Origin of the sequence: Agrobacterium sp. 719_389 (genome assembly GCF_900188475.1) — a bacterium.
GTDB lineage: Bacteria > Pseudomonadota > Alphaproteobacteria > Rhizobiales > Rhizobiaceae > Agrobacterium > Agrobacterium radiobacter.
The window spans coordinates 89374-110702 of the sequence record NZ_FYEM01000013.1; the positions used below are offsets into that span (position 1 = coordinate 89374).

Annotated in this window: 21 protein-coding genes; 16 read left to right on the plus strand and 5 right to left on the minus strand. The window is 59.7% G+C overall.

The annotated features are described in order from the left end of the window. Positions 1-181 precede the first annotated feature (181 nt). The 15 genes from CFB10_RS21420 (at position 182) to CFB10_RS21490 (ending at position 13565) form a co-directional block, all read left to right on the plus strand. Positions 182-1069 (plus strand): LysR family transcriptional regulator, encoded by an 888-nt coding sequence (locus tag CFB10_RS21420; protein ID WP_020009169.1) that lies wholly within the window; start codon positions 182-184, stop codon positions 1067-1069. 94 nt (positions 1070-1163) lie between these two features. Continuing rightward, a complete protein-coding gene (locus CFB10_RS21425; RefSeq protein WP_020009168.1) occupies positions 1164-2117 on the plus strand; it encodes a tripartite tricarboxylate transporter substrate binding protein in 954 nt (317 codons plus the stop codon). A gap of 97 nt (positions 2118-2214) precedes the next feature. Beyond that, positions 2215-2883 (plus strand): 4-carboxy-4-hydroxy-2-oxoadipate aldolase/oxaloacetate decarboxylase, encoded by a 669-nt coding sequence (locus tag CFB10_RS21430; RefSeq protein ID WP_020009167.1) that lies wholly within the window; start codon positions 2215-2217, stop codon positions 2881-2883. A 73-nt stretch (positions 2884-2956) separates the two neighbouring features. After that, positions 2957-3415: a tripartite tricarboxylate transporter TctB family protein gene (locus tag CFB10_RS21435; protein ID WP_003497849.1), complete on the plus strand. Its 459-nt coding sequence runs from the start codon at positions 2957-2959 to the stop codon at positions 3413-3415. Continuing rightward, positions 3412-4923, plus strand: coding sequence for a tripartite tricarboxylate transporter permease (locus tag CFB10_RS21440; protein WP_020009166.1), 1512 nt, complete (start codon positions 3412-3414; stop codon positions 4921-4923). Before CFB10_RS21435 ends, CFB10_RS21440 begins: the two co-directional genes overlap by 4 nt. A 43-nt stretch (positions 4924-4966) precedes the next feature. After that, positions 4967-5953 (plus strand): D-erythronate dehydrogenase, encoded by a 987-nt coding sequence (gene denD, locus CFB10_RS21445; protein ID WP_020009165.1) that lies wholly within the window; start codon positions 4967-4969, stop codon positions 5951-5953. After that, positions 5950-6705, plus strand: a complete 756-nt coding sequence (locus tag CFB10_RS21450; protein WP_020009164.1) for an SDR family oxidoreductase — start codon at positions 5950-5952, stop codon at positions 6703-6705. The genes denD and CFB10_RS21450 overlap by 4 nt, the downstream gene beginning before the upstream one ends. Positions 6706-6714: 9 nt before the next feature. Beyond that, on the plus strand, positions 6715-7650 hold the full coding sequence (locus CFB10_RS21455) for a 2-hydroxyacid dehydrogenase (RefSeq protein ID WP_020009163.1): 936 nt from the start codon (positions 6715-6717) through the stop codon (positions 7648-7650). Positions 7651-7819: 169 nt separating this feature from the next. Next, positions 7820-8608, plus strand: a complete 789-nt coding sequence (locus CFB10_RS21460; protein ID WP_020009162.1) for an SDR family oxidoreductase — start codon at positions 7820-7822, stop codon at positions 8606-8608. Next, positions 8605-9312, plus strand: a complete 708-nt coding sequence (locus CFB10_RS21465) for an amino acid ABC transporter permease (protein WP_026363394.1) — start codon at positions 8605-8607, stop codon at positions 9310-9312. The genes CFB10_RS21460 and CFB10_RS21465 overlap by 4 nt, the downstream gene beginning before the upstream one ends. Further along, positions 9309-10070: an amino acid ABC transporter permease gene (locus tag CFB10_RS21470; protein ID WP_020009160.1), complete on the plus strand. Its 762-nt coding sequence runs from the start codon at positions 9309-9311 to the stop codon at positions 10068-10070. Before CFB10_RS21465 ends, CFB10_RS21470 begins: the two co-directional genes overlap by 4 nt. Beyond that, on the plus strand, positions 10067-10831 hold the full coding sequence (locus CFB10_RS21475; RefSeq protein ID WP_020009159.1) for an amino acid ABC transporter ATP-binding protein: 765 nt from the start codon (positions 10067-10069) through the stop codon (positions 10829-10831). The genes CFB10_RS21470 and CFB10_RS21475 overlap by 4 nt, the downstream gene beginning before the upstream one ends. A 33-nt stretch (positions 10832-10864) precedes the next feature. Continuing rightward, positions 10865-11701 carry an ABC transporter substrate-binding protein gene (locus CFB10_RS21480; protein WP_026363393.1) on the plus strand — a complete coding sequence of 279 codons (837 nt, stop codon included), beginning with the start codon at positions 10865-10867 and terminating at the stop codon, positions 11699-11701. 94 nt (positions 11702-11795) lie between these two features. After that, on the plus strand, positions 11796-12470 hold the full coding sequence (locus CFB10_RS21485; protein ID WP_020009157.1) for a 4-carboxy-4-hydroxy-2-oxoadipate aldolase/oxaloacetate decarboxylase: 675 nt from the start codon (positions 11796-11798) through the stop codon (positions 12468-12470). Between the two features lie 63 nt (positions 12471-12533). Further along, on the plus strand, positions 12534-13565 hold the full coding sequence (locus CFB10_RS21490; RefSeq protein ID WP_020009156.1) for an L-idonate 5-dehydrogenase: 1032 nt from the start codon (positions 12534-12536) through the stop codon (positions 13563-13565). A 73-nt stretch (positions 13566-13638) separates the two neighbouring features. Here the strand turns inward: CFB10_RS21490 and CFB10_RS21495 are convergent, their stop codons facing one another. Beyond that, positions 13639-14580 carry a helix-turn-helix domain-containing GNAT family N-acetyltransferase gene (locus tag CFB10_RS21495; RefSeq protein ID WP_026363392.1) on the minus strand — a complete coding sequence of 314 codons (942 nt, stop codon included), beginning with the start codon at positions 14578-14580 and terminating at the stop codon, positions 13639-13641. Positions 14581-14814: 234 nt separating this feature from the next. Between CFB10_RS21495 and CFB10_RS21500 the strand changes: the two genes are divergently transcribed. Beyond that, positions 14815-15159 carry a hypothetical protein gene (locus CFB10_RS21500; RefSeq protein WP_026363391.1) on the plus strand — a complete coding sequence of 115 codons (345 nt, stop codon included), beginning with the start codon at positions 14815-14817 and terminating at the stop codon, positions 15157-15159. Positions 15160-15199: 40 nt separating this feature from the next. Here CFB10_RS21500 and CFB10_RS21505 read toward each other — a convergent pair whose 3' ends face one another. From CFB10_RS21505 to CFB10_RS21520, 4 genes are all read right to left on the minus strand, one after another. Continuing rightward, positions 15200-16345 carry an alpha-hydroxy acid oxidase gene (locus tag CFB10_RS21505; protein WP_003519654.1) on the minus strand — a complete coding sequence of 382 codons (1146 nt, stop codon included), beginning with the start codon at positions 16343-16345 and terminating at the stop codon, positions 15200-15202. 50 nt (positions 16346-16395) lie between these two features. Beyond that, positions 16396-18063 (minus strand): acyltransferase, encoded by a 1668-nt coding sequence (locus CFB10_RS21510; RefSeq protein ID WP_034500930.1) that lies wholly within the window; start codon positions 18061-18063, stop codon positions 16396-16398. Positions 18064-18068: 5 nt separating this feature from the next. Then, positions 18069-19934: a DUF2264 domain-containing protein gene (locus CFB10_RS21515; RefSeq protein ID WP_020009152.1), complete on the minus strand. Its 1866-nt coding sequence runs from the start codon at positions 19932-19934 to the stop codon at positions 18069-18071. A gap of 70 nt (positions 19935-20004) precedes the next feature. Beyond that, on the minus strand, positions 20005-21285 hold the full coding sequence (locus tag CFB10_RS21520; protein ID WP_020009151.1) for a sugar ABC transporter substrate-binding protein: 1281 nt from the start codon (positions 21283-21285) through the stop codon (positions 20005-20007). Between the last annotated feature and the right edge of the window lie 44 nt (positions 21286-21329).

Consider the following 21329-nt stretch of genomic DNA (forward strand, 5'->3'; position numbering starts at 1 on the left):
TCATGGGGAAGAGGCGGAGAAAAGCCATGGTCGCTGGCCATAAGAATCTTGTCTTACCCCATCATGCGCAGTTGGGTCCTTTGAAAACCGGTGGAACCACTTGACGGTGCTTTTGCTCTAGGCCCCGGCGGCGATTTGGTGTCATGATCGCATCTCGAACCGGTGGGAGGTTTAAGCCGACATGTTGGATTTGCGCAGGCTGCGATATCTGGTCGCGATTGCTGATTGCGGCTCCATGTCGGCGGCGGCGCGGCAATTGGGGATCGCCCAGCCGGCGCTCAGTCACCATATTACGGAACTGGAACGGCTGGTGGGTTTTCCTGTGCTGCACAGGCTGGCGCGCGGCGTGAAGGCGACGGAGAAGGGTGAAATACTCCTTATCCATGCCCGGGAGATTACCGAGAAGGTCCGGCAGGCGGAGGCGGAAATCCGGGCCATGGCCTATCTGGATGAACGGGTGATCCGGCTGAGCCTTATTCCGTCCTGGGCCACGGCTTTTGCGCCGAACATCATCAGTGAGGTTGCCGCTTCTATGCCCAAGGTTTCGCTGCGGCTGATAGAGGCGCGCAATGACGAATCTCTGCGCCTCATTCGTCTCGGCAAGGTGGATATGGCTGTCGCGCTGGTCGGCGCGGAAGACAAGGCCGATGATCTTATCATCAAGGAGAGCCTTTTTGCGGTGTCTTCCCGACCCATCGGCCAATCAATGCCGCTCGAGGCTGTGGCGGGGCTCAACCTGATCCTGCCGCCGAAGGACAACCCGCTGCGCGTATCGATCGATGAGGCCGCCGCCCGCGCCGGCATCACGCTGAACGTGACCATGGAAATCGACGGGCAGGATACGATCAAACGCGCCGTCAGCGCCGGTATTGGCGCGACGATCCTGTCGTGGAATTCGGTGCAGCAGGAGCAGGAGGCCGGTCAGCTTCAGGCCGCTCATATTATCGCTCCCGTCATTTATCGCTCCATCCATCTGCTGAGGAACAGGGAGGTGGACGAGCGGACGTTCAGGCTGTTCCGAGACCTGTTGCGGGCCGTCGCAAGGCGCGAGTCAGCATTCAACCCATAAACGATTTGTATGGGTAAGTTGAAAACTCGGTATTTGTATTGTTGATGGCTTCTTCCTAGCCTCCCCGGTGAAAGTATATCGGGGAGGAAAAGATATGCGTTTGAAGACATCTCTGTTCGGCATGCTGGCGGCTGCGGGAGTTCTGGCTGCCGGATGGGCGGCGGCGGAATATCCGGAGCGGCCGGTGACGCTCGTCATTGGTTATCCGGCCGGCGGCGGCACCGATATACAGTCGCGGGCGCTGGTGCCCTATCTCGAAAAATACCTCGGCACATCCGTCGTGGTGGAAAACCGCGAAGGTGCTGGCGGGCTGATCGGCGCGACCTATATCGCCAATGCGAAACCTGACGGATACACGATCGGGGCGTTGAATTTCCCGTCCATGTACTCGCCGATCGTGCAGGGCAATGCCAGCTACAAGCAGGACGCCTTCACGCCGCTTGCCAACCAGATCGGCGGCGATCTGGCGCTGACGGTCAACAAGGTATCGCCGATCAAGACAGCCAAGGAATTCGTTGAAGCGGCCAAGGCGAACCCGGTCGTCGTTGGCGTGACGGGTATCGGCCATCCAAGCCAGATCACCGCCCTGCTGTTCGAAGAAGCGGCGGGCGTGAAGCTCAATTTTGTCCCCTTCAATGGTGGCGGACCGGCGCGGCTCGCCATGCTCGGCAACCACGTCACACTCGGTTTCATGAACTTGAACGAGGTTTTTGCCGACAATCGTTCGGGCGCGCTTCGTGTTCTGGCGACATCAGGTACTGAGCGTTCGCCGCTTTCGCCAGATGTGCCGACCTTCAAGGAAGCCGGCTATAACGTTCAGTTCAGCCTGCTTGCGGGTTTTGGCGCACCGAAGGGCCTGCCGGCGGATGTCGAGACCAAGCTGGTCGATGCATTCCAGAAGGCGCTTAAGGACCCGGATTATCTTGCCGAGGCCAAAAAGCGCGAACTGACCATGCTGCCGCTGACACAGGCGGAATTTGCCGAGGCGCTCAAGAAGGGCAACGCCAATCTGGCCGAGCTCTGGAAAAGCAAGCCCTGGACGAAATAAGCGGCGGTCAACGACCGCATCTCTCACCACTAACCAAAATGACGCTTGGGCCCGCGCGTGGCCCGGGCATGACCCACTGTTGAAAGGAATCCGGCCAATGGCCCATGTCATCCGCAATTTCCAGCGCCCCTCCAAGGCAGATATCGAAGCGATCAGCAAATTCAGCCCCGCCACCATTCACGAGGCGCAGGGCAAGCTCGGCGCGCTCGATTACCGCATCAAGCCGATCAAGCCCGGCCTGAAAATCTGCGGGCCGGCCATTACTGCGAAATGCCATATTGGCGACAATCTGATGATTTTCGAAGCCATTAATCTGGCAAAGCCCGGCGACGTGCTGGTCATCGATGGCGGTGACAATCCCAACCAGGGCGGCTTTGGCGATGTGCTGGCCGCCGCCTGCATCGGCAAGGGCATTGTCGGCTTCGTGGTCAGCGCCGCCGTGCGGGACGGCAAGGGGCTGCGCGAAATCGGTTTTCCGGTTTTCTCGCTCGGGCTTTGCATGAAGGGCACGTCCAAGGACACACTCGGCACCATTAACCACCCGGTCGTGGTGGGTGGTGAACTGATCAGCCCCGGCGATATCGTCTGCGGTGATGACGACGGCGTCGTCGTCGTTCGTGAAAAGGATATCGCAAAGCTCGTCAAATCGTGCCGGGAGCGCGACGACCACGAGAACCACATGATGGAACTGCACCGCCAGGGCAAGATGGATATCGAGGATCGTTACGACATGATGCGTTCGAAGGGATGCGTCTGGGCGGATTGATCCGACTGGCTGACGTTTGAATACGCGGTGTCGCAAGGCATGGCGTATTCCTCAATGAGGGGAGGAGAAAATCATGGCCGAACATAAGACCGGCTCGAAACTGACGGCGAATATTCTGTCCGGAGCCTTTTTTCTGGTCGTCGCCGCCGGGCTCTATTACGGCGCGCGGCCGCTGAGTATGGGCACCAATTTCCAGCCCGGACCCGGCTATATGCCGACGGTCATCGCGGCATTGATGTTCGCGCTCGGCATTGCGCTGATTTTGCAGGATCTGCTGGGCAAGACCCGATCCGAGGTGTGGGAGGCGCCGAAACTTCGCCCTTTCCTGGCTGTCGCCGGAATTGTCGGCTTTGCGCTGCTCATCGAGCCATTAGGCTTCGTTGCGGCCGCCTTCGTGCTGATCGTGCTCGCCTGCATCGCTTACGGAAGAATTCGCCCGGTTGAGGTCCTTCTGCTTTCTGCGGTGCTCATCATTGCCTGCATCCTCATTTTTGTTGTGGGCCTCGGACAGAGGATTGCCCTGCTGCCATGACCGATCTTCTTGCCAATATCGCCCTCGGTTTCGGTGTTGCTGTCACGCCGGTCAACCTTTTTTACTGCCTGCTGGGCGTTACGCTCGGCACGATGATCGGCATCCTGCCGGGCATCGGTCCTTCGGCCACCGTCGCGCTGCTTTTGCCCATCACCTACACGATGCCGGACACGGCAGCGCTGATCATGCTCGCGGGCATTTTCTACGGCGCGCAATATGGCGGCTCGACAACGGCGATCCTCGTCAATCTGCCGGGCGAATCCTCCTCCGTCGTCACCTGCATCGATGGATACGCCATGGCCCGGCAGGGCAGGGCGGGTGTGGCGCTGGCCACGGCAGCACTTGGATCATTCGTCGCCGGTACGGTGGCGACCGTACTGATAGTCGTCGTCGCAAAGCCGCTTTCCGCGGTCGCGCTCGCCTTTGGACCTGCCGATTATTTCAGTCTGGTGATCTTCGGGCTTCTGTTTGCCGTGTTCCTGTCGAGCGGTTCGCCGGTCAAGGCGGTCGGCATGGTCGCCTTTGGTATTGCGCTGAGCCTCGTCGGCATCGATCCGACATCGGGTGAACAGCGTTTCACCTTCGGCATGGCGGAACTGTTCGACGGCATCGATTTCGTCGTGCTGGCCATCGGTCTTCTCGGCGTCAGTGAAATCCTTTTCAACCTGCAGCAGGGTGTGGAGCGCGATGCAGGTGCGGCAAAGACCGGATCGCTGATGCCGACCCGGCAGGATTTCAAACAGGCTTTCCCCGCCGTGCTGCGTGGCACGGCGCTCGGCTCTTTCCTCGGCGTACTGCCCGGCGGCGGTGCGATCATGAGTTCTTTCGCCAGCTATGCGCTGGAGCGCAAGATCGCCAAGGATCCATCCCGGTTTGGCAAGGGCGCAATCGAAGGGCTGGCGGGGCCGGAAAGCGCCAATAATGCCGGTGCGCAGACCTCCTTCATCCCGCTTCTGACACTCGGCATTCCCGCCAACGGCCTGATGGCGCTGATGGTCGGCGCAATGATGATCCAGGGTATCACCCCGGGACCTGAGGTCATGCAGTCGCGGCCCGATCTCTTCTGGGGGCTGATCGCCAGCATGTGGGTTGGAAATCTGCTGCTTCTGGTCCTGAACCTGCCGCTGATCGGCATCTGGGTTCGGCTTCTCGGCATTCCCTACCGCTTCTTGTGCCCCGCCATTCTGATGTTCTGCGCCATCGGGGCCTATGGGCTTTCCTACAGCGTTGTAGACGTTCTGTTCTGCGCGGTCTTCGGTATCGTCGGTTTCTTTCTGCGCAAGATCGGCTGCGAGCCGGCGCCCCTGGTTTTGGGCTTCGTTCTCGGTCCGCTTCTGGAGCAGAACATGCGCCTCGGGTTGCTGATTTCGCAGGGCAGTTTCTCAACATTCGTCACCCATCCGATCAGCGCCACGCTGCTCGCGCTGTCCGGCATGGTCGTCATCATGATGGCGATGCCGGCGATCATGCGTCGCCGCGAGGTGGTGTTTCAGGGTGATGACGACTGACAATCAATCGAGCCGGTCTCGCCGGCCAAGCAAAGGTGAAACAATGCATATTCTGATAATCGGTGCGGCCGGAATGATCGGCCGCAAATTGACGCAACGCCTCGCCTCCGACGGAACGCTGGGCGATGCAAAGATTACCGAAATGACGCTGACGGATGTTTTCGAACCGGCCGCGCCGAAAGGCTTCGGCGGTGCACTGACCATCGAGCGAAGTGATCTGTCGAATGCCGGCGTGGCCGAAAAGCTGATCGCAAAACGACCGGATGTGGTCTTCAACCTCGCTGCCGTGGTTTCGGGCGAGGCGGAAGCGGATTTCGAGAAAGGTTATCGCATCAATCTCGATGGCGGGCGCTCGTTGTTCGAAGCCATTCGTCTGGAGCACCAGAAGGACGGATATCGCCCGCGCATGGTCTTCTGCTCATCGCTTGCCGTGTTCGGTTCACCTTTCCCGAAGGTAATAGGCGACGAGTTCCTGACGGCGCCGCTAACCAGCTACGGCACGCAGAAGGCGATCGTGGAGCTGTTGCTTTCGGACTATAGTCGCCGCGGTTTCTTCGATGGCGTCAGCATCCGTCTGCCCACCATCTGCATCCGCCCCGGTAAACCGAATGCGGCCGCTTCCGGTTTCTTCTCTAATATCCTGCGCGAACCGCTGGTGGGTCAGGAAGCGGTGCTGCCCGTTGCCGATACCGTCCGCCACTGGTTCGCCAGCCCGCGCTCGGCCGTCGCCTTCCTGCTGCGTGCCGCAACCGTCGATCTCGCCGGGCTCGGTGTTCGCCGCAATCTCATCATGCCGGGGCTTTCAGCCACGGTAGCCGATGAAATCGAGGCGCTGCGCGCCTTTGCCGGGGAAAAGGCTGTAGCGCTTATCAAACGCGTTCCCGACGAGCGGATCATCCAAATCGTCGACGGTTGGGCCGAGGATTACGATCCGCAACTGGCGCTGTCGCTCGGCTTCAGGGCGGAAACCTCCTTTGCCGAAATCATTCAGGCGCATGTGGAAGATGAACTGGAGGGGAAAGCAGCATGAGTGATGCAAAGATCGCGCTCGTTACGGGTGGAGGAACAGGGGTCGGCAAGGCGATTGCCAAAGCGCTTCTGGAAGATGGTTACAAGGTCGCGATAACGGGCCGGCGGCGGGAGGTTCTCGACACCACCGCCGCCGAATGGAGCGAACATAAAGACCGTGTTCTGGCCGTCGCGGCTGATATTTCCGTTCCGGCCGATGTCGAGCGACTGTTTGCAAAAATCATCGGACGTTTTAGTCGCCTCGATCTTCTGGTCAATAATGCCGGCATGTCCGCACCGGCGGTGCATATCGAAGATGTGCCGTTCGAAACCTGGAATGCCGTGGTCGGGGCTAACCTCACAGGGGCCTTTCTGTGCACCCAGGCGGCGTTTCGCCAGATGAAGACGCAGTCGCCGAAGGGTGGCCGCATCATCAACAATGGCTCGATTTCCGCCACCACGCCGCGGCCGCGGTCTGCGCCATATACCGCGACCAAACATGCGATCACCGGACTTACGAAATCGGCCGCGCTGGATGGCCGGCCGTTCAACATTGCCTGCGGACAGATCGATATCGGCAATGCCAGCACCGAAATGACGCGGGCGATGGCAACCGGTGTGCTGCAGGCCGATGGCAGCACCGCCATCGAACCGACCATCGATGCCGGCATCGTTGCCAAGGCCGTGGTGCATATGGCCTCGCTGCCGCTCGAGGCGAATGTACTGACCATGACGGTGATGGCGAGCGACATGCCTTTCGTCGGTCGCGGGTAAGGAGCGCGCATGAAGCCCGATCTTCTGCAAACCTATCCGCTTCAGCCGCAGATCGAAGCCGAACTGCAAAAGCGCTTCAGGGTCCATCGCTGGCACGAAATATCCGACAAGCAGGCGTTTCTCCAGGCGGAGGCAGCGTCGATAAAGGCTGTCGTCACCGGCGGCCATATCGGGGTTGCTCCTGAACTCGCTGCCGGTCTGCCCGCTCTCGAAATCGTCGCCATCAACGGCGTCGGCTTCGACAAGGTCGATCTCGATCAGGCCCGCGCGCGGGGTTTCAGGGTGACGAACACGCCTGACGTGCTGACCGAGGATGTGGCCGATCTTGCCGTCGGTCTCTCCGTCATGCTGCTGCGCCAGCTTGTGCGAGCGGATCATCATGTCCGCTCCGGGGAGTGGAAAAGAGGCGAAATGCCGCTGGGAAACAAGGCCTCGCGGCGGCGTTACGGCATTTACGGGCTTGGCCGCATAGGCCGCGCCATCGCGGTGCGGCTGGAAGCTTTCAATGCGGAGATTTCCTATTTCAGCCGGCAGAAACAGGACGTGGCCTATGAGTATCATTCGACGGCCATGTCGCTCGCGAGGGATTGCGACGTCCTGATTGTCGCGGCGGCGGCAACGCCGGAGACCAAACACGCGATCAACCGCGAAGTGCTGGAGGCGCTGGGACCGGACGGTGTTCTCGTCAACGTCGCCAGAGGGTCTCTGGTGGATGAAAAGGCGCTGGTTGATGTTCTTGTGGCAGGCGGGCTGAAGGGTGCAGCGCTCGATGTCTTCGAGAATGAACCGCATGTTCCCGAGGCGCTGATCGGCATGCGCAATGTCGTTCTCGCTCCGCATATCGGCGCTGCGACGCATGAGACGCGGCTTGAGATGGGCGCTCTGGTTCTCGCCAATCTGGATGCACATTTCGCGGGACGGGACCTGCCGACGGCAGTGGTCTAGAATGTGCTTGTGGCCGGCATCGGCGACGCACGCCCTATCGGCCGGGTTGCGGCATCGCCGAATGTGGCGCATTCGCCATCCATACAAGTTGCTTATTACTCCAAAAAAAATCGGTCTTAGGCAAGCGATGAAAGCTTCACTACTGTTTGCTCAACGATAGGGGACAAACATGCCATTCTCAGACTACAAGACCGCACTCGTAACCGGCGCATCTTCCGGAATTGGCGCTGCCGTCGTCGAGCGACTTTGCCGTGAAGGGCTGGAAGTGCATGCGGTTGCCAGAAGTGCGGATGCTCTCAACCAGCTGGCGAAGCGCACGGGCTGCTTCGCACATGCCATAGATGTGACGGACCGGCCGGCGCTTGCGAAGCTCACCAGTGAGGTGGCGTTCGATGTCCTCGTGAACAATGCCGGTGTCGACCGCCCGAAGAAATTTCTGGAAGCGGATGAGAGCGACATCGATCTCCTGATCGACGTCAACCTGCGCGCCGTGCTGCATCTCTGCCGTATGGTGGTGCCAGGCATGGTGGCGCGCGATCGCGGCCATGTCATCAACATCTCCTCAATTGCCGGCAATTATAATTTCGGCGGCAATTCCACCTATCACGCCAGCAAGGCAGGCGTGGCGATGCTGTCCAACCAGCTGCGCATCGATGCTTTCGGCAAACGCGTGCGGGTGACGGAAATCTGCCCCGGCCGCGTCGCAACCGATATTTTCAACCATGTTCATGGCGATGATCCGAGCATTCGTGAACGTTTTATCGATGGTTTCGAATTGCCGCAGGCTTCCGATATCGCCGATGCGATTGCGTTTGCCATCGCCGCACCCGTGGCCATGAATATCGGTCATATGGAAATTACCCCGACGCTTCAGGTCATGGGCGGGCTGCAGACGGCCAAACCCCAGATGGCTGAAAATAAGGCTGCGGCGGGCGGAGCCGGAGGAAAAGTCGCGTGAGCGGTTTTGACCTCTGGGCAATTCTGAACAATGCGGACTACGTCTCGATGCTTTTGCATGGCATCCAGATGACGTTCATCATCTATGCCGGCTCGTGGCTGCTCGCCATGTCGCTCGCCATCGTGCTGCTTGCCATCCGCCTCTCGCCTTTCCGCTTTGGTGATCCGCTCGTGGCGGCCTATGTGTCCTATCACCGCAACGTGCCGACGCTGGTGCAGCTGATGCTCTGGTATTTCGGCGTCTTCACGCTGCTGCCGAGCGGGCTGGCCAGCTGGCTTTCGAGCCATAATGCCGAAGCGATCTTCGCCATTATCGGTCTTGGCCTCTGTCAGGCGGCCTATTTCAGCGAGGATCTGCGCTCCGGTGTTCGTTCGATCAATCCCGGCCAGATGGAGGCTGCCCGTGCGCTCGGTCATAGCTATGTCTCGGCCATGCGTTTCGTCATCATGCCGCAGGGCGTTCGCAATGCGCTGCCGCCGCTGATCAATCACAGCACGTCCCTCTTCAAGAACAGCAGTCTCGGCGTTCTGATCGGCGCACCGGAACTGACCCATGCGGTCAAGGAAGTTGAGAATCTGAGTTTCCGGACGTTTGAGGTCTATCTGGTCGCCACCGTGCTTTATCTGTTCTTCTCGCTGCTGATCATGGGTCTTGGAGCCTATATCTCCATGCGTGTCGATCCTCTCCGGAGGGCACGGGCATGATCCACGACATGATCGCAATCATCCAGGATTACTGGCTGCTGCTCCTCATCGGCCAATATCCTAACGGGCCGCTCGGCGGGCTTGCCAACACGCTCATCCTGTCGGCGCTCAGCATCGCGCTCGCCTTTCCCGTCAGCATCCTGATGGCGCTGGCGCGGCTGTCGAAATGGCGGCTCCTGCGCTGGCCGGTCACCGCCTTGGTCTATTTCACCCGCGGCGTGCCGCTGTTGATGCTCATTCTCTGGAGCTATTTTCTCGTTCCGCTCTGGACCGGCGCCGACGTGCCCAGCTTCGTGACGATGTTGACCACGCTTGTCATCTATCAGGGCGCTTTCATGAGCGAAGTCGTCCGCGCCGGCATCGTATCGCTGGGTACGGGGCAGATGGATGCGGCACGGGCGCTCGGTCACGGTTATTTCAGCGCGATGCGTTACATCATCCTGCCGCAGGCGCTCTACAACATGATCCCGAGCCTGATCTCGACCTTCGTATCCACCATCAAGGATACGACCCTCGGCTACGTTATCAATGTGCCTGACCTGACCTTTGCAGCGAACCAGGTGAACAACCAGCTCCTGACCCAGCCCTTCCAGGTCTTCCTCATTCTGGCGCTGGTTTATTACATCATCTGCTGGTCGCTCACCCAAGTCGCCAATCTTCTCGAGCGCCGCATCGCCCGCCGGCGCGCCGGCCCGCGCGGCAAGCTTGCCGTTGACACCGCATCGGCCCCCGCCAATATCGTTACGGAGCAGCTATGACCGCGCCAGTTTCCGCCACTCAGGACTACACCATCACGCTTTCGCAGGTCTGCAAAAGCTATGGCGATTATCAGGTGCTCAAGGATGTCAACGAAAACGTCACCCGTGGCGAAGTCGTGGTCATCTGTGGGCCATCGGGTTCCGGCAAGTCCACCCTCATCCGCACGATCAACCGGCTGGAAGAGATCAGCAGTGGTTCGATCATGCTGGATGGCAAGAACATCCATGCCCAGATGCGCGCCAGGGAACTGAACGCGCTGCGCAGCCGAGTGGGTTTCGTCTTCCAGAGCTTCAACCTCTTCCCGCATCTTTCGGTGGTGGAGAATGTCTCCATGTCGCCGATCCGCGTGAAGGGTGTTTCCCCGGCGGTTGCGCATGACAAGGCGCTGAAACTTCTTGATCGCGTCGGCCTTGCCGACAAGGCCAATTCTTATCCGGCCCAGCTTTCCGGCGGCCAGCAGCAGCGCGTGGCGATTGCGCGAGCGCTTGCCATGGAGCCGCCCGTCATGCTGTTCGACGAGCCGACCTCCGCCCTTGACCCCGAAATGGTCGGTGAGGTGCTCGCCGTCATGAAAAGTCTCGCCGCTGAAGGCATGACCATGCTCTGCGTCACCCATGAAATGGGTTTTGCCCGCGAAGTGGCCGACCGCATCTGGTTCATCGATGCCGGGCGCATTCTCGAAACGGCAAAACCGGACGAGTTTTTCAAAAATCCGCAACATCCGCGTGCCCAGCGGTTTCTTGCCGATCTGAGACACTAGGATCCAACCTCTATAATAACAGGGAGAACTGAAATGAACTGGAAGTGCATTACTCTTACCGCCATATTGGCGACCTCGGCTGCGGTCATTCCGGCCAAGGCGGATCAACTCGATACGATCATTGCAAACAAGACGCTGCGTTGCGCGACATTCGCCGATGTGCCGCCTTTCGCCTCGCCGGACCCGAAGACGCGTGAAATGGCAGGCTTTGACGTCGATCTGTGCGGCGCCATCGCCAAGGAACTGGGCGTCAAGGCCGAGATCAAGCCGGTGTCGGTCGAAGCGCGCGTTCCCGAAGTCAAGCTCGGCCGCGTCGATCTCTCAGTTGCAAACCTCGCTTACACCCAGAGCCGCGCCGAACAGATCCAGTTCAGCGATCCATATTATCTGGCTAAGGAAATGCTGATCGTTCCCGTTGATGACCCCGGCACCAAGAAGTCCGATTTCGTCGGTCAGCGCATCGCGTCCAGCAAGGGTTCGACATCGGAACTCTCCGTCAAGCTTAACAAGTCCGAGCCGCTGACCTTCCAGGATACGGCGTCCGCCTATCTCGCCGTACAGCAGGGCAAGGCGCGCGGCATCGTTGGCAACACCATGACGATGACCAAGTTCGTCAACGAATCCAAGACCAAGGGCAAGCAGATGCGGATGATCGAAGAGCCGATGCTCTTCCAGCCCATCGGCATTGGCATGGCCAAGGACAATCCGGCGCTGACCGCCAAGATCAACGAAATCCTCCGCAAGCTTGATGCGGATGGCGAAATCAATCGCATCTGGGACAAGTGGCTTGGCCCGAACACCGAATACAAGATGACGCGCACCGACAAAGTCGTGCCTCTGTCCGAACTGAAGTTCGATCCGATCCCCTGAGCTTCGGCTCAGCCTCGGCCATCATTCCATCCATTCAACACCATCATCGGTCGGCGAGACGTTCTCGCCGACGGTTTCAACGTGGGAGGTTTTCATGATCCACATTAAAGATATCGCGCAGCGTCCGGCCAAGGCGGATGTCGAAGCCCTAGCCAAATTCTCTCCTGCCACGATCCACGAGGCGCAGGGACGCCGCGGCGCATTGTCGTCGCGGCTGAAACCGGTCGATTATCGCATGAAGCTCTGCGGTCCGGCCTTCACGGTCAAATGTGCGCCGCGCGACAACATCATGCTGCAGCTTGCCATCAACTATGCCAAGCCGGGTGATATCATCGTCGTTTCCGCCGGCGAATATGAAGAAGCCGGTTCTTTCGGCGACGTTCTCGCCAATGCCTGCCTCGCAAAGGGTATCGGCGGTCTGGTGACCGATACCGGCGTGCGTGACACGCTGCAACTGCGAGACCTCGGTTTTCCGGTCTTTTCGCTCAGCGTCTGCATCAAGGGCACGGTCAAGGAGACCATTGCCGCGGTCAATGATCAGGTGATCATTGGTGGCGAGATCATCTATCCGGGCGATATTATCGTCGGTGATGCCGACGGGCTGGTGGTTGTCAGACGCGATGAAGCGCAGGAAGCGGCCAAGCTTTCGCAGGCGCGCGAAGATGCGGAGGCGGGCTACATCGAAGCCTACAAGCAGGGCAAGTCAGTGATCGAGGTCAGCAAGCTTGAGGCTGTTCTGAAAGCCAAGGGCCTCGTGGTCGATATCTGAGAAGTCCGGGGAATGGCCTGGCGGCATTAGCCGCCATGCCGAACCCTCATGGGAGGAGAGACTATGAAAGCGGTTGTCATCCACGCGGCGAAGGATCTGCGGATCGAGGAACGGCCGGACGAACAGCCCGGCCCGGGACAGGTCGAGGTCGCCATCGAGGCGGGCGGCATCTGCGGCTCCGACCTGCATTATTACAATCACGGCGGTTTCGGCACCGTGCGCGTGCGTGAGCCGATGATCCTTGGCCATGAGGTGGCCGGTACCATCAAGGCTTTGGGAGAGGGGGTTTCCGGTCTGGCTGTTGGCGACCGTGTTGCCGTATCGCCAAGCCGGCCCTGCAACCATTGCGAATTCTGCCTGAAGGGTCAGCAGAACCAGTGCCTGAACATGCGCTTTTATGGCTCCGCCATGCCCATGCCGCATATTCAGGGTGCATTCCGCCAGCGCCTCGTCGCCGAAGCATACCAGTGCCACAAGGTGCGGGAGGGCGTCTCCATCCATGAAGCGGCCATGGCCGAACCCTTCGCGGTAACGCTGCACGGCGTCAACCGCGCCGGCGCATTGACCGACAAACGTGTTCTGGTCACCGGCTGTGGGCCGATCGGTGCGTTGGCGATCATTGCCGCCCGTGCTCATGGGGCTCGGGAAATCGTCGCGACCGACATCATGGATGCGGTTCTGCAAAAGGCGCTCGCCATCGGCGCCGACCGCGTCATCAATGTGGCGAGCGACCCGGATGCGCTCTCCGCCTATTCGGCAAACAAGGGTTATTTCGACGTTCAGTTCGAGGCGTCCGGAAATGAAAGAGCCGTCCGTTCGGGTCTCGAAGCGCTGAAACCCCGCTCTACCGTGGTTCAGCTCGGCCTTGGCGGCGATGTGTCCATTCCGCAGAATATGGTGGTTGCCAAGGAAATCGAGATGAAGGGCACGTTCCGGTTCCATGAGGAATTCGGACTTGCCGTCGATTTCATCAACCAGCGCCGCGTCGACCTGAAGCCCCTGCTGACTGGAACCTTTCCATTGGAAGAAGCGGTTGCCGCATTTGAAGCCGCCGGTGACAGAAGCAGGTCGATGAAGGTTCAGCTCGCCTTTTAACGGGCGCCGTTCCCTGATTTCGAAACGGCCGCAGGAAGATTTCGATTGCGGCCGTTTACGCGCGGTTGAAAGATCATTCGGGCTGTGGCCGGACAAAGCGCTGTTCCAGCACCTCGCTTCCCCATTGGCTGCCCGGATGTTCCTCGACACATGCGAAACCATGGGCTTCGTAAAGGTGTCGCGCGGCCAAAAGGCCGTTGAATGTCCAGAGGTGGGTCTCGGCAAACCCTCTTTCATCAACGAAGGCCAACGCAGTCTCCAGCAGCCTGCGTCCCACACCGCCACCGCGTACGCCGTCATCAACGATGAACCAGCGCAGATGCGCAATATCCGCTCCGAGATCTTCACCATCGATAGCGACGGAGCCGATGACCTCCTGTCCACGCATTGCGACCCAGATCGCATTCTTCGGGCTTTCGAGCCGGTTGCAGAAAGCCGCGAGGCCTTCGGCCACGACGGATTCGAAACGCTGGCCGAAACCGGATGTCCGGGCGTAATAAAGCGCATGCATCTGCGTGATACGGGCAATGATACCCGGCCTGTACCCCTCCTGGATCTCTATGGAGGGAGCAACGGTATCGGTCCGGTCTCCCAGCGCATCGGCGTAAAGACGGAGCCCTTGGAGGATCGTGTGGGCATCCGCCGACGTAAGCTGCGTCAGGGCGTCAGAGACCTGCCGGTTCGCAAAGCCGTGAATGGCGCCCACCTTCTCCTGCCCTTTCCCCGTCAGACGCAACCGCTTGATACGGCTATCCTCCTCATCCGTTTCTTCGCGAACATCGCCGGAAAGCACGAGCTTGCGCAGCATGCGGCTGACACTCGATTTTTCAAGCCGCAGCAGCTTTCCCAGATCCCGCGCCGTGATGTTGGGGCATGTCTCGATCTCGATCAGTGCATGCACGGCGGAGGGCGGCAGATCGGTGCCGGCAAAATCTCCGCCCATGAAGCCGAGTTCGCGGACGAGCCGGCGCGAGGTGGAGCGGATATCGCTTACGGGGACAGGTTGCTGGGACACGGTTGATCCATTATGGTTGCATCATGCAACCATAATCACATTCTGCTTCGCTTGCCAAGATTGCTGCCAACGTAAAAGGCTGGCTTTCTCAGCAAAAGCGGGCAATCTGCTCTCCCGGTCGCCGACAATGGTGGCTAAACCGATATCATCGGCAAGATGGATGGTCGCTGAGACCGTACGGTGGAATTTCCCGGCCGCGTTCGCGGCAGTTGATTATCCGGCTATGGAGCAGGCATGCCCGACACGCCCCGATTTTTCCGTTATGCGGTTTTAGCCGCCATGTTTCCCGTGGCCGTCCTCGGCCTGGTGGCGACTCCGAACGAATATCGCGCCATCGGCATGAAGGCTGTCGATTGCGATGGCCCCATATCCGTTCTGATTGCCACCGTGCCGGCGCTTGCGGTCTATGCAATTATCGGCTGGATGTTTCTCTCCGGAGCCAAACGCCATCGGTCGCTGATTTCAGCCTGTTTTTGTGGACTTGTGTGCCTGGCGCTCGTCTGGAATATCGGCATGGCGCTTCAGGAGCAGCGACGAAACGCGGCTGAAATGGCATGCGGTTTCAGTGGTCGATTGTGACCGCGCTCCGCGCAAGTCCTTCTGTAACCGTCCTGCCTGCTCAACGGAACCGAAGGTTTCGGCGTGTAAGCTGATCGACGGAGGTGCAGCCCATCAGCTTCATGCCGCGCTCGATTTCGATACGCATCAGCTCAAGCGCCCGTTCCACGCCCGGTTGCCCGGCGGCGGCAAGGGGGAAAAGGTAATAGCGGCCGAGCCCCACGGCTTTCGCGCCGAGAGACAGTGCTTTCAGAACATGGGTGCCGCGCTGCACGCCGCCATCCATCATCACGTCGATCCGGTCGCCGACCGCATCGACGATCTCGGCCAGTTGATCGAAGGCGCTGCGGGAGCCATCGAGCTGGCGCCCGCCGTGATTGGAAAGCACAATGCCGCTGCAGCCGATTTCCACGGCGCGTCTGGCGTCATCCACCGACATGATGCCTTTAAGGCAGAACGGCCCGCCCCATTCGCGCACCATCTGCGCCACATCGTCCCAGTTCATCGAAGGGTCGAGCATGTCGGTGAAGTAGCGGCTGATGGAAAGAGCGCCGCCGTCCATTTTAATGTGGTCGTCGAGCTGCGGCAGGCTGAAGCGCTCATGCGTCAGGTAATTGATGCCCCAGGCCGGTTTGATGGCGAATTGCGCGATACCGGAAAGATTGAGCTTGAACGGAATGGCAAAGCCGGTGCGTTTGTCGCGCTCACGGTTGCCGCCGGTGATGCTGTCCACCGTCAGCATCATCGTCTCGACACCGGCGCTCTTGGCGCGCGCCATCATATCGCGATTGAGGCCGCGGTCCTTGTGGAAATAGAACTGATAGACCTGCGGGCCGCCGCTGATCCGGCGCGCTTCTTCCAGGCTCGTGGTGCCGAGCGAAGAAACGCCGAACATCGTGCCGTATTTCCCCGCCGCGGCCGCAACAGCCCGTTCCCCTTGATGATGGAAGAGGCGTTGCAGCGCCGTCGGGGAACAATAGACCGGCATGGACAGCTTCTGCCCCATGACGGTGACCGACATATCCACATCGGCCACACCCCGCAGCACATCGGGAACGAGATCGCATTTCTCGAAGGCGGCCGTGTTTCGCCGATACGTCACTTCGTCATCGGCAGCACCGTCTATGTAATTGAAGATCGGTCCGGGAAGACGCTGTTTGGCCATGCGGCGAAAATCGTGGAAATTATAGCAGTCTTTGAGTTGCATCTGTTACCCGACCGGTCCGGTTTGAAGGCTTTCAAAAGAGTGTCGGAAACCTATACCGGAGATTTGGGGCGGGCAATCATGCTGTGGACGATTTCCGCAGGCTCAAAGCGATGGATGCCGCGAGGTCGAAACGGCAGGAGCTGTTCCGCATTAAGAAGCCTCGCGGAAAGCCAGAGAACCGACATCCACATTTCCGTGCCCTGCAGCCCGGCCGGGTGCCCCTCTGCGAAGGCAAAGCCCTTGGTTCTTTGCCAGCGCCCCTCATTTCGGCTCAGAATTTCGCGGGCGATCTCCTTTGCTTCGTCCTGCCGGTGATCCGTCTGTTGCAGGCACAGAAGAAGTGGATGGATCGTATCGAGCAGGTTGCAGGCATTAAAATTCTCGCCGTGAAAACCGCCATAGGCCCGATAGTTGTCGATGACGGAGTCTATTGCTGCTTCCGGATAAGGAACGGGCAGGCCGAACTGGGCATGGGAGCCGCGGGTAAGCCTGTAAAAGCCGTTGACCGGTTGCAGTAAGCCCTGCGTGGACGTCGGCTCCCCCCAAAGGCCGGTGGTTTTATCGGCGTTCATCGCCAGCCAGCCGAAGAGAACGGTGAGATTGTCGCCGGATGTGAAATAGCGCCTGTTGAAATAAAGCGCGGTGGCGATGGCGTCTATCGTGGCGCCGCAATGCCATGCCCGGCTTTGCCACGGCAATTCTTCGAGCAGTAAGATGAGTTCGTCGGCGCGAAGATGCTCCACGAAAGCGACCGGCTGTTTCGGCGCGGCGCCGAAACATTCAAGCGCATATCCGACCGCCAGAATATTGTAGAGGACGGCAGGGTCCTTCTCGGGCGGCGTTAAGGGGCGGCGGTCACCGGCGAAAAACAGTCCGGTTTCCTGATCCTGCAGGGCCTGAAGGCTGGCCACGGTTTTTCCGGCATCGAAAGCGATGCCTTCCTGTCCGAAGGCCGCCGCGATCTCTATGGCATCGCACAGATGCCTGACGCTTTCGACCTCATGTCCGGATGCATCGGTGGAACGATAGACGCCATCCGCGCCATAGGAGCGGATGGCGGCAAGCCAGTCGCCGGCAATCTCCTGGCCGAGTTTTTGCAGCAGGTGATCGGGTTCCGTCAGCTTCGGTGCGGCCGCTTTTCCTCCTCGGTATCGCAGAACCCGGGCGGGAACGCCGCCCGCAATGGCCATGGCGGGAATGTCCTTCGCCACCACCGCGCCTGCGGCGATAACAGCGCCGCGTCCTATCTTCACGCCATCAAGCACAACCGCATTGGCGCCGATCCAGACGTCGTCACCGATCTCTATTCCGAGCGAGGTCAGCGGTTGGCGATAGATCGGAGTTTCAATGTCGTCGAAACCATGGTTGAAGCCGACGATGCTGACATGTGAGGCGATGCGCACGCCGTTGCCGATCGTCACCTTGCCGGAAAGACAGGCATAGGGATTGATCGAGACATTTTCACCCAGTTCGATATTGCCGCGCACGATCGCATAACCTGCGACCCACGACTGCGCACCCATCAATAGCCTGTCCGTATGCACTCCGGCCTTGTCGGCAATGTAAACGCCCTGCCCGAAAACGGCGTTGGCAGAGCGCTCAAGGCCGCGCAGCCGTGCCTGATGGTCGGGGCTATCGATATCCTCCTGTCTCCGCTCCCAGGTCAGGATATTTAGCCGATCCGACCTTTGGAAAACACCCGGTGAGTCGTCGGTCATCGCCATCAGCCTGCGCGGTTTTCATCGAGAGCATGGGCGGGAACACGCCGTCCCTCCCGCTTGAATATCTTTTCCAGCCCGGCGAGATCAGGAATAACGGGAAGGGTAGCCAATGCGGCCTCTGCCTCTTTACTGACCGGCAGTGCCATGGCCGCCGTCACCAGCAGCGTTTCGCCGGAGGCGACGGTGGCGCGCAATTGCGGAACAAGGGTTCTGGCGTGGATAAGGTTGGTATTGGCGATTGCCTGATGGCATAGGCCTTCGCGCCGAATGCCAGCCGAAAGATCGGCGATGAGGCTGGTGTCAGTCTGTCCGTAACAGACAGCGCGACCTTCACCCGCCTCCGTGCGGTCGCGATTGAAATCGGCCCGCTCTATGGCAAATCCGCCTTCCGATGTTTGCAAGGGGCGCGGGGTGCGGATGCGGTGCAGCCTTATGTGCCAGGGGTTTTGTGGCACGAGCCAGGTCTCGATCTCGACATCCGCCCATGGCCGCCAGCGGGAATAGAGGCAGTCTTTGGCAATCAACGCCTCTTCCATCGTCTCGCGGGTGCGAAAGTGCACCCCATCGTCGGAAAGGCCGAGCATGCCGTCGAAACTCGCGGCGGCAAAATGCCGGTCATCCGCTTCGATATTGAAGGCATAACGGGTGGAATAGACGAATTTCGAGTATTTTTCCTGCGCGCCGCGCATCCTCTCGTGCTGTTGCCCGGAGGACAGGACCACGATATTGCCCGGCGTATGAAAGGCCACCATGCCGGGCTCCGCTAGGGGAACCGGTTCGGCAAACTCCTGCGGTTCGGCCTCTTCCGCAGCCCAGAAGGGGTGATCGGCGGGCAGCGCCAGCGGCAGGAAAAATTTGAGCGCCCAATAGGGCGAACAGGGAGAATTATAGCTCTCGCTCATCAGAAGGTTCGGATAGGCGTATCCAACTGACAGGGCGCCATCGCGATCGGCGATAGGCCGCTTCGACCACCAGCGAATATGGCGCATGTAATAGCCCTTGATTTCCGGCCACGGCAGGGCCTTGAGACCAGAGAAGGCGAGAGCCCCCCAGAAGCCGCCTGTCGCAAACCGGTAGGTCTGGCTTCGCCCGAAGGCGAGCGAGGCTCCGTCCGGCCCGAACCAGTGGCGCATGTCGCGAGCGAAAATGCGCGAGCGTTCGAGGAACCGCGCTTTTCGTGCCCCGTCCCCTTTCGCCAGCGCCGTATAGATCAGACCGTAAAAATGCATGGCGAAGGGAATATAGTGATCGACCCGGCGCACCGGCCCGTCTCGATACCAGCCATTGCCGATATCGAAAGCCTCGAGCTCATCGAGATAGGCCTGGGTTTTGGTCCGGTCGAATTCCACACCCACCCGCTCCAGCCCGAGATCGATCAGGACGCGGAAGAATTTCCAGTTATTGTCGACGAATTCCCGCTCGCGGGCGGCCAGAAGATAGGCGGCGACAGTCTGTTTGTCCGTTTCGGCGAGCGGCTCCCAGATATGTTCGGGAACCATGGCGAGCGCAAATCCTATGGCCGCCAGTTCGACCAGTCGCTGATGACGGTCGGCGGTGTCGCCCCAATATTCGGGGTGAGCCGGGTTGGCACCATTGGCCAGTCCACGCCTGTAGAGATCCCAGTGCGGAAAATCGTAACCACCGGCGGCAAGCGGGACGATGCCCCACAGTGGCCGGGCAAAACCCTCCAGTTCCGCCGCAGGAAAATCGAAAATTGCCCCCGTTGCACCGAGCCGGACACGCGCGCCGCCGGGTGAAAAACAGCCAAGCAGCGGATTAAAGAGATCGATCACCGCCTTTGCGAGATCGTCCCTGCTGAGCAGCGGATTGTGAAAGAGCGGATTGGCTTTGGCGGTCTCGTGAGGCACGGTTACGAATGTCCGGAATTCATGATCAAGGGAAAGGGCCGCAGGCTAATCGCCCGCGGCCCCGCGATAATTATTTGATGGCTTTGACACCGTCATTCATGTCCTTGATGCCGTCATCGATGGAGATATTGTCGGTCATCAGCGCGTCGTGCACGCGGTTCAGAACGACCTCGATCTTGGCCGCATTCGGGTTGACCGCCATTTCCAGATAGGCCTTGCCCGCCTGCAGCGCGTCCTTGCTGTTCTGATCCTGCGGGAAGCCCGGCAGCGCCGCGATTTTCTCAGCCACATCATCGGTTCTGAGCGCGGGGAAGGTGCCGGTAGAGGCGATGATCGCCGCACCCTCAGGCCCGGTGACGAAGTGGATGAAGTCCAGCGCCGCTTCCCTGTGGCCGGAATTGGCATTGACCGACAATCCCGCAATCTGCGCGGCCGTTGCGCCTGCCGCCACGCCATCCGGGTGGGGAAATTTCACGATGCCCCAGTTGGCGCTTTTCGATTCGCCGGATTTTACCTTGGCGATCTGGGTTCCGACGAACCATGTGCCCATGGGCAACATCCCGATCGTTCCGTTGAAGAACAGGGCGGAATAGTGGGTGTTGGATGTTTTCAGCGAGGCATAGGACGGTATCGCGCCGCTCTTCTGCAGGGCAAGCGCCCGCTCATACCAGGGTTTCAGGAATTCATAATTGCCGTCCACCAGCGTGTGCTTGCCATCCTGAATGCCGGGCAGTTGCACCGTCGAACGCCAGGTGTGCAGCAGCGCGCCATAGGTGCGGTTGGCGCCCATGCCACCCTTCAGCTTGCCGGCGATTTCATCGAATTGCGCCCAGCTCATGTCATTGGTGGGGTAAGGCACGCCCGCCTTGTCGAAAATATCCTTGTTGTAATAGACCACCCAGAAATCCGAGCGGAATGGCAAAGCATAAATCTTGCCGTCGATGGTCAGTTCCTCGATCAGGCCGCCATAGGGGGCCGTCTCGATCTTCTGGTCCTCGATGAAGCCGCTGAGATCGGTGATGTTGCCGGCGCGCACCAGATTGGCGTATCCGGGCACATCCTTGATGGTGACGACGTCGATATCCTTGGAGCCGCCGGTCAGCTGCGTGGATATCATCTGCGTATAGTCCTGCGAGCCGAGGTCCACCACCTCGAACGTCACATTCGGATGCTTCTGCTTGTAGGCCTCCATCAATGGCTTGAAATAAGCGCCCTTGTCCAGATCCCACAACGCCCATTTAAGCGTGACGGGTGCATCACCCGCAGCAAGCGCGGTTCCTCCCATGCTGATCGCAATGCCGAGACCGGCGGTTGCGAGAGCGAATGCACGTCTGGTTGTCTTAAACTCCATAGCCCGTTTCTCCTTCCCTGACTGATGTCGTTTTGATTCTGGTC

Bases quoted from the DNA above. Each gene is read 5' to 3' on its own strand.
- CFB10_RS21520 (WP_020009151.1), bottom strand. From the start codon at position 21,285: ATGGAGTTTAAGACAACCAGACGTGCATTCGCTCTCGCAACCGCCGGT.
- CFB10_RS21500 (WP_026363391.1), top strand. From the start codon at position 14,815: ATGCCCGACACGCCCCGATTTTTCCGTTATGCGGTTTTAGCCGCCATG.
- CFB10_RS21470 (WP_020009160.1), top strand. From the start codon at position 9,309: ATGATCCACGACATGATCGCAATCATCCAGGATTACTGGCTGCTGCTC.
- CFB10_RS21480 (WP_026363393.1), top strand. From the start codon at position 10,865: ATGAACTGGAAGTGCATTACTCTTACCGCCATATTGGCGACCTCGGCT.
- CFB10_RS21505 (WP_003519654.1), bottom strand. From the start codon at position 16,345: ATGCAACTCAAAGACTGCTATAATTTCCACGATTTTCGCCGCATGGCC.
- CFB10_RS21440 (WP_020009166.1), top strand. From the start codon at position 3,412: ATGACCGATCTTCTTGCCAATATCGCCCTCGGTTTCGGTGTTGCTGTC.
- CFB10_RS21460 (WP_020009162.1), top strand. From the start codon at position 7,820: ATGCCATTCTCAGACTACAAGACCGCACTCGTAACCGGCGCATCTTCC.
- CFB10_RS21490 (WP_020009156.1), top strand. From the start codon at position 12,534: ATGAAAGCGGTTGTCATCCACGCGGCGAAGGATCTGCGGATCGAGGAA.
- CFB10_RS21430 (WP_020009167.1), top strand. From the start codon at position 2,215: ATGGCCCATGTCATCCGCAATTTCCAGCGCCCCTCCAAGGCAGATATC.
- CFB10_RS21475 (WP_020009159.1), top strand. From the start codon at position 10,067: ATGACCGCGCCAGTTTCCGCCACTCAGGACTACACCATCACGCTTTCG.
- CFB10_RS21510 (WP_034500930.1), bottom strand. From the start codon at position 18,063: ATGACCGACGACTCACCGGGTGTTTTCCAAAGGTCGGATCGGCTAAAT.
- CFB10_RS21420 (WP_020009169.1), top strand. From the start codon at position 182: ATGTTGGATTTGCGCAGGCTGCGATATCTGGTCGCGATTGCTGATTGC.
- CFB10_RS21455 (WP_020009163.1), top strand. From the start codon at position 6,715: ATGAAGCCCGATCTTCTGCAAACCTATCCGCTTCAGCCGCAGATCGAA.
- CFB10_RS21425 (WP_020009168.1), top strand. From the start codon at position 1,164: ATGCGTTTGAAGACATCTCTGTTCGGCATGCTGGCGGCTGCGGGAGTT.
- CFB10_RS21450 (WP_020009164.1), top strand. From the start codon at position 5,950: ATGAGTGATGCAAAGATCGCGCTCGTTACGGGTGGAGGAACAGGGGTC.
- CFB10_RS21435 (WP_003497849.1), top strand. From the start codon at position 2,957: ATGGCCGAACATAAGACCGGCTCGAAACTGACGGCGAATATTCTGTCC.
- denD (WP_020009165.1), top strand. From the start codon at position 4,967: ATGCATATTCTGATAATCGGTGCGGCCGGAATGATCGGCCGCAAATTG.
- CFB10_RS21485 (WP_020009157.1), top strand. From the start codon at position 11,796: ATGATCCACATTAAAGATATCGCGCAGCGTCCGGCCAAGGCGGATGTC.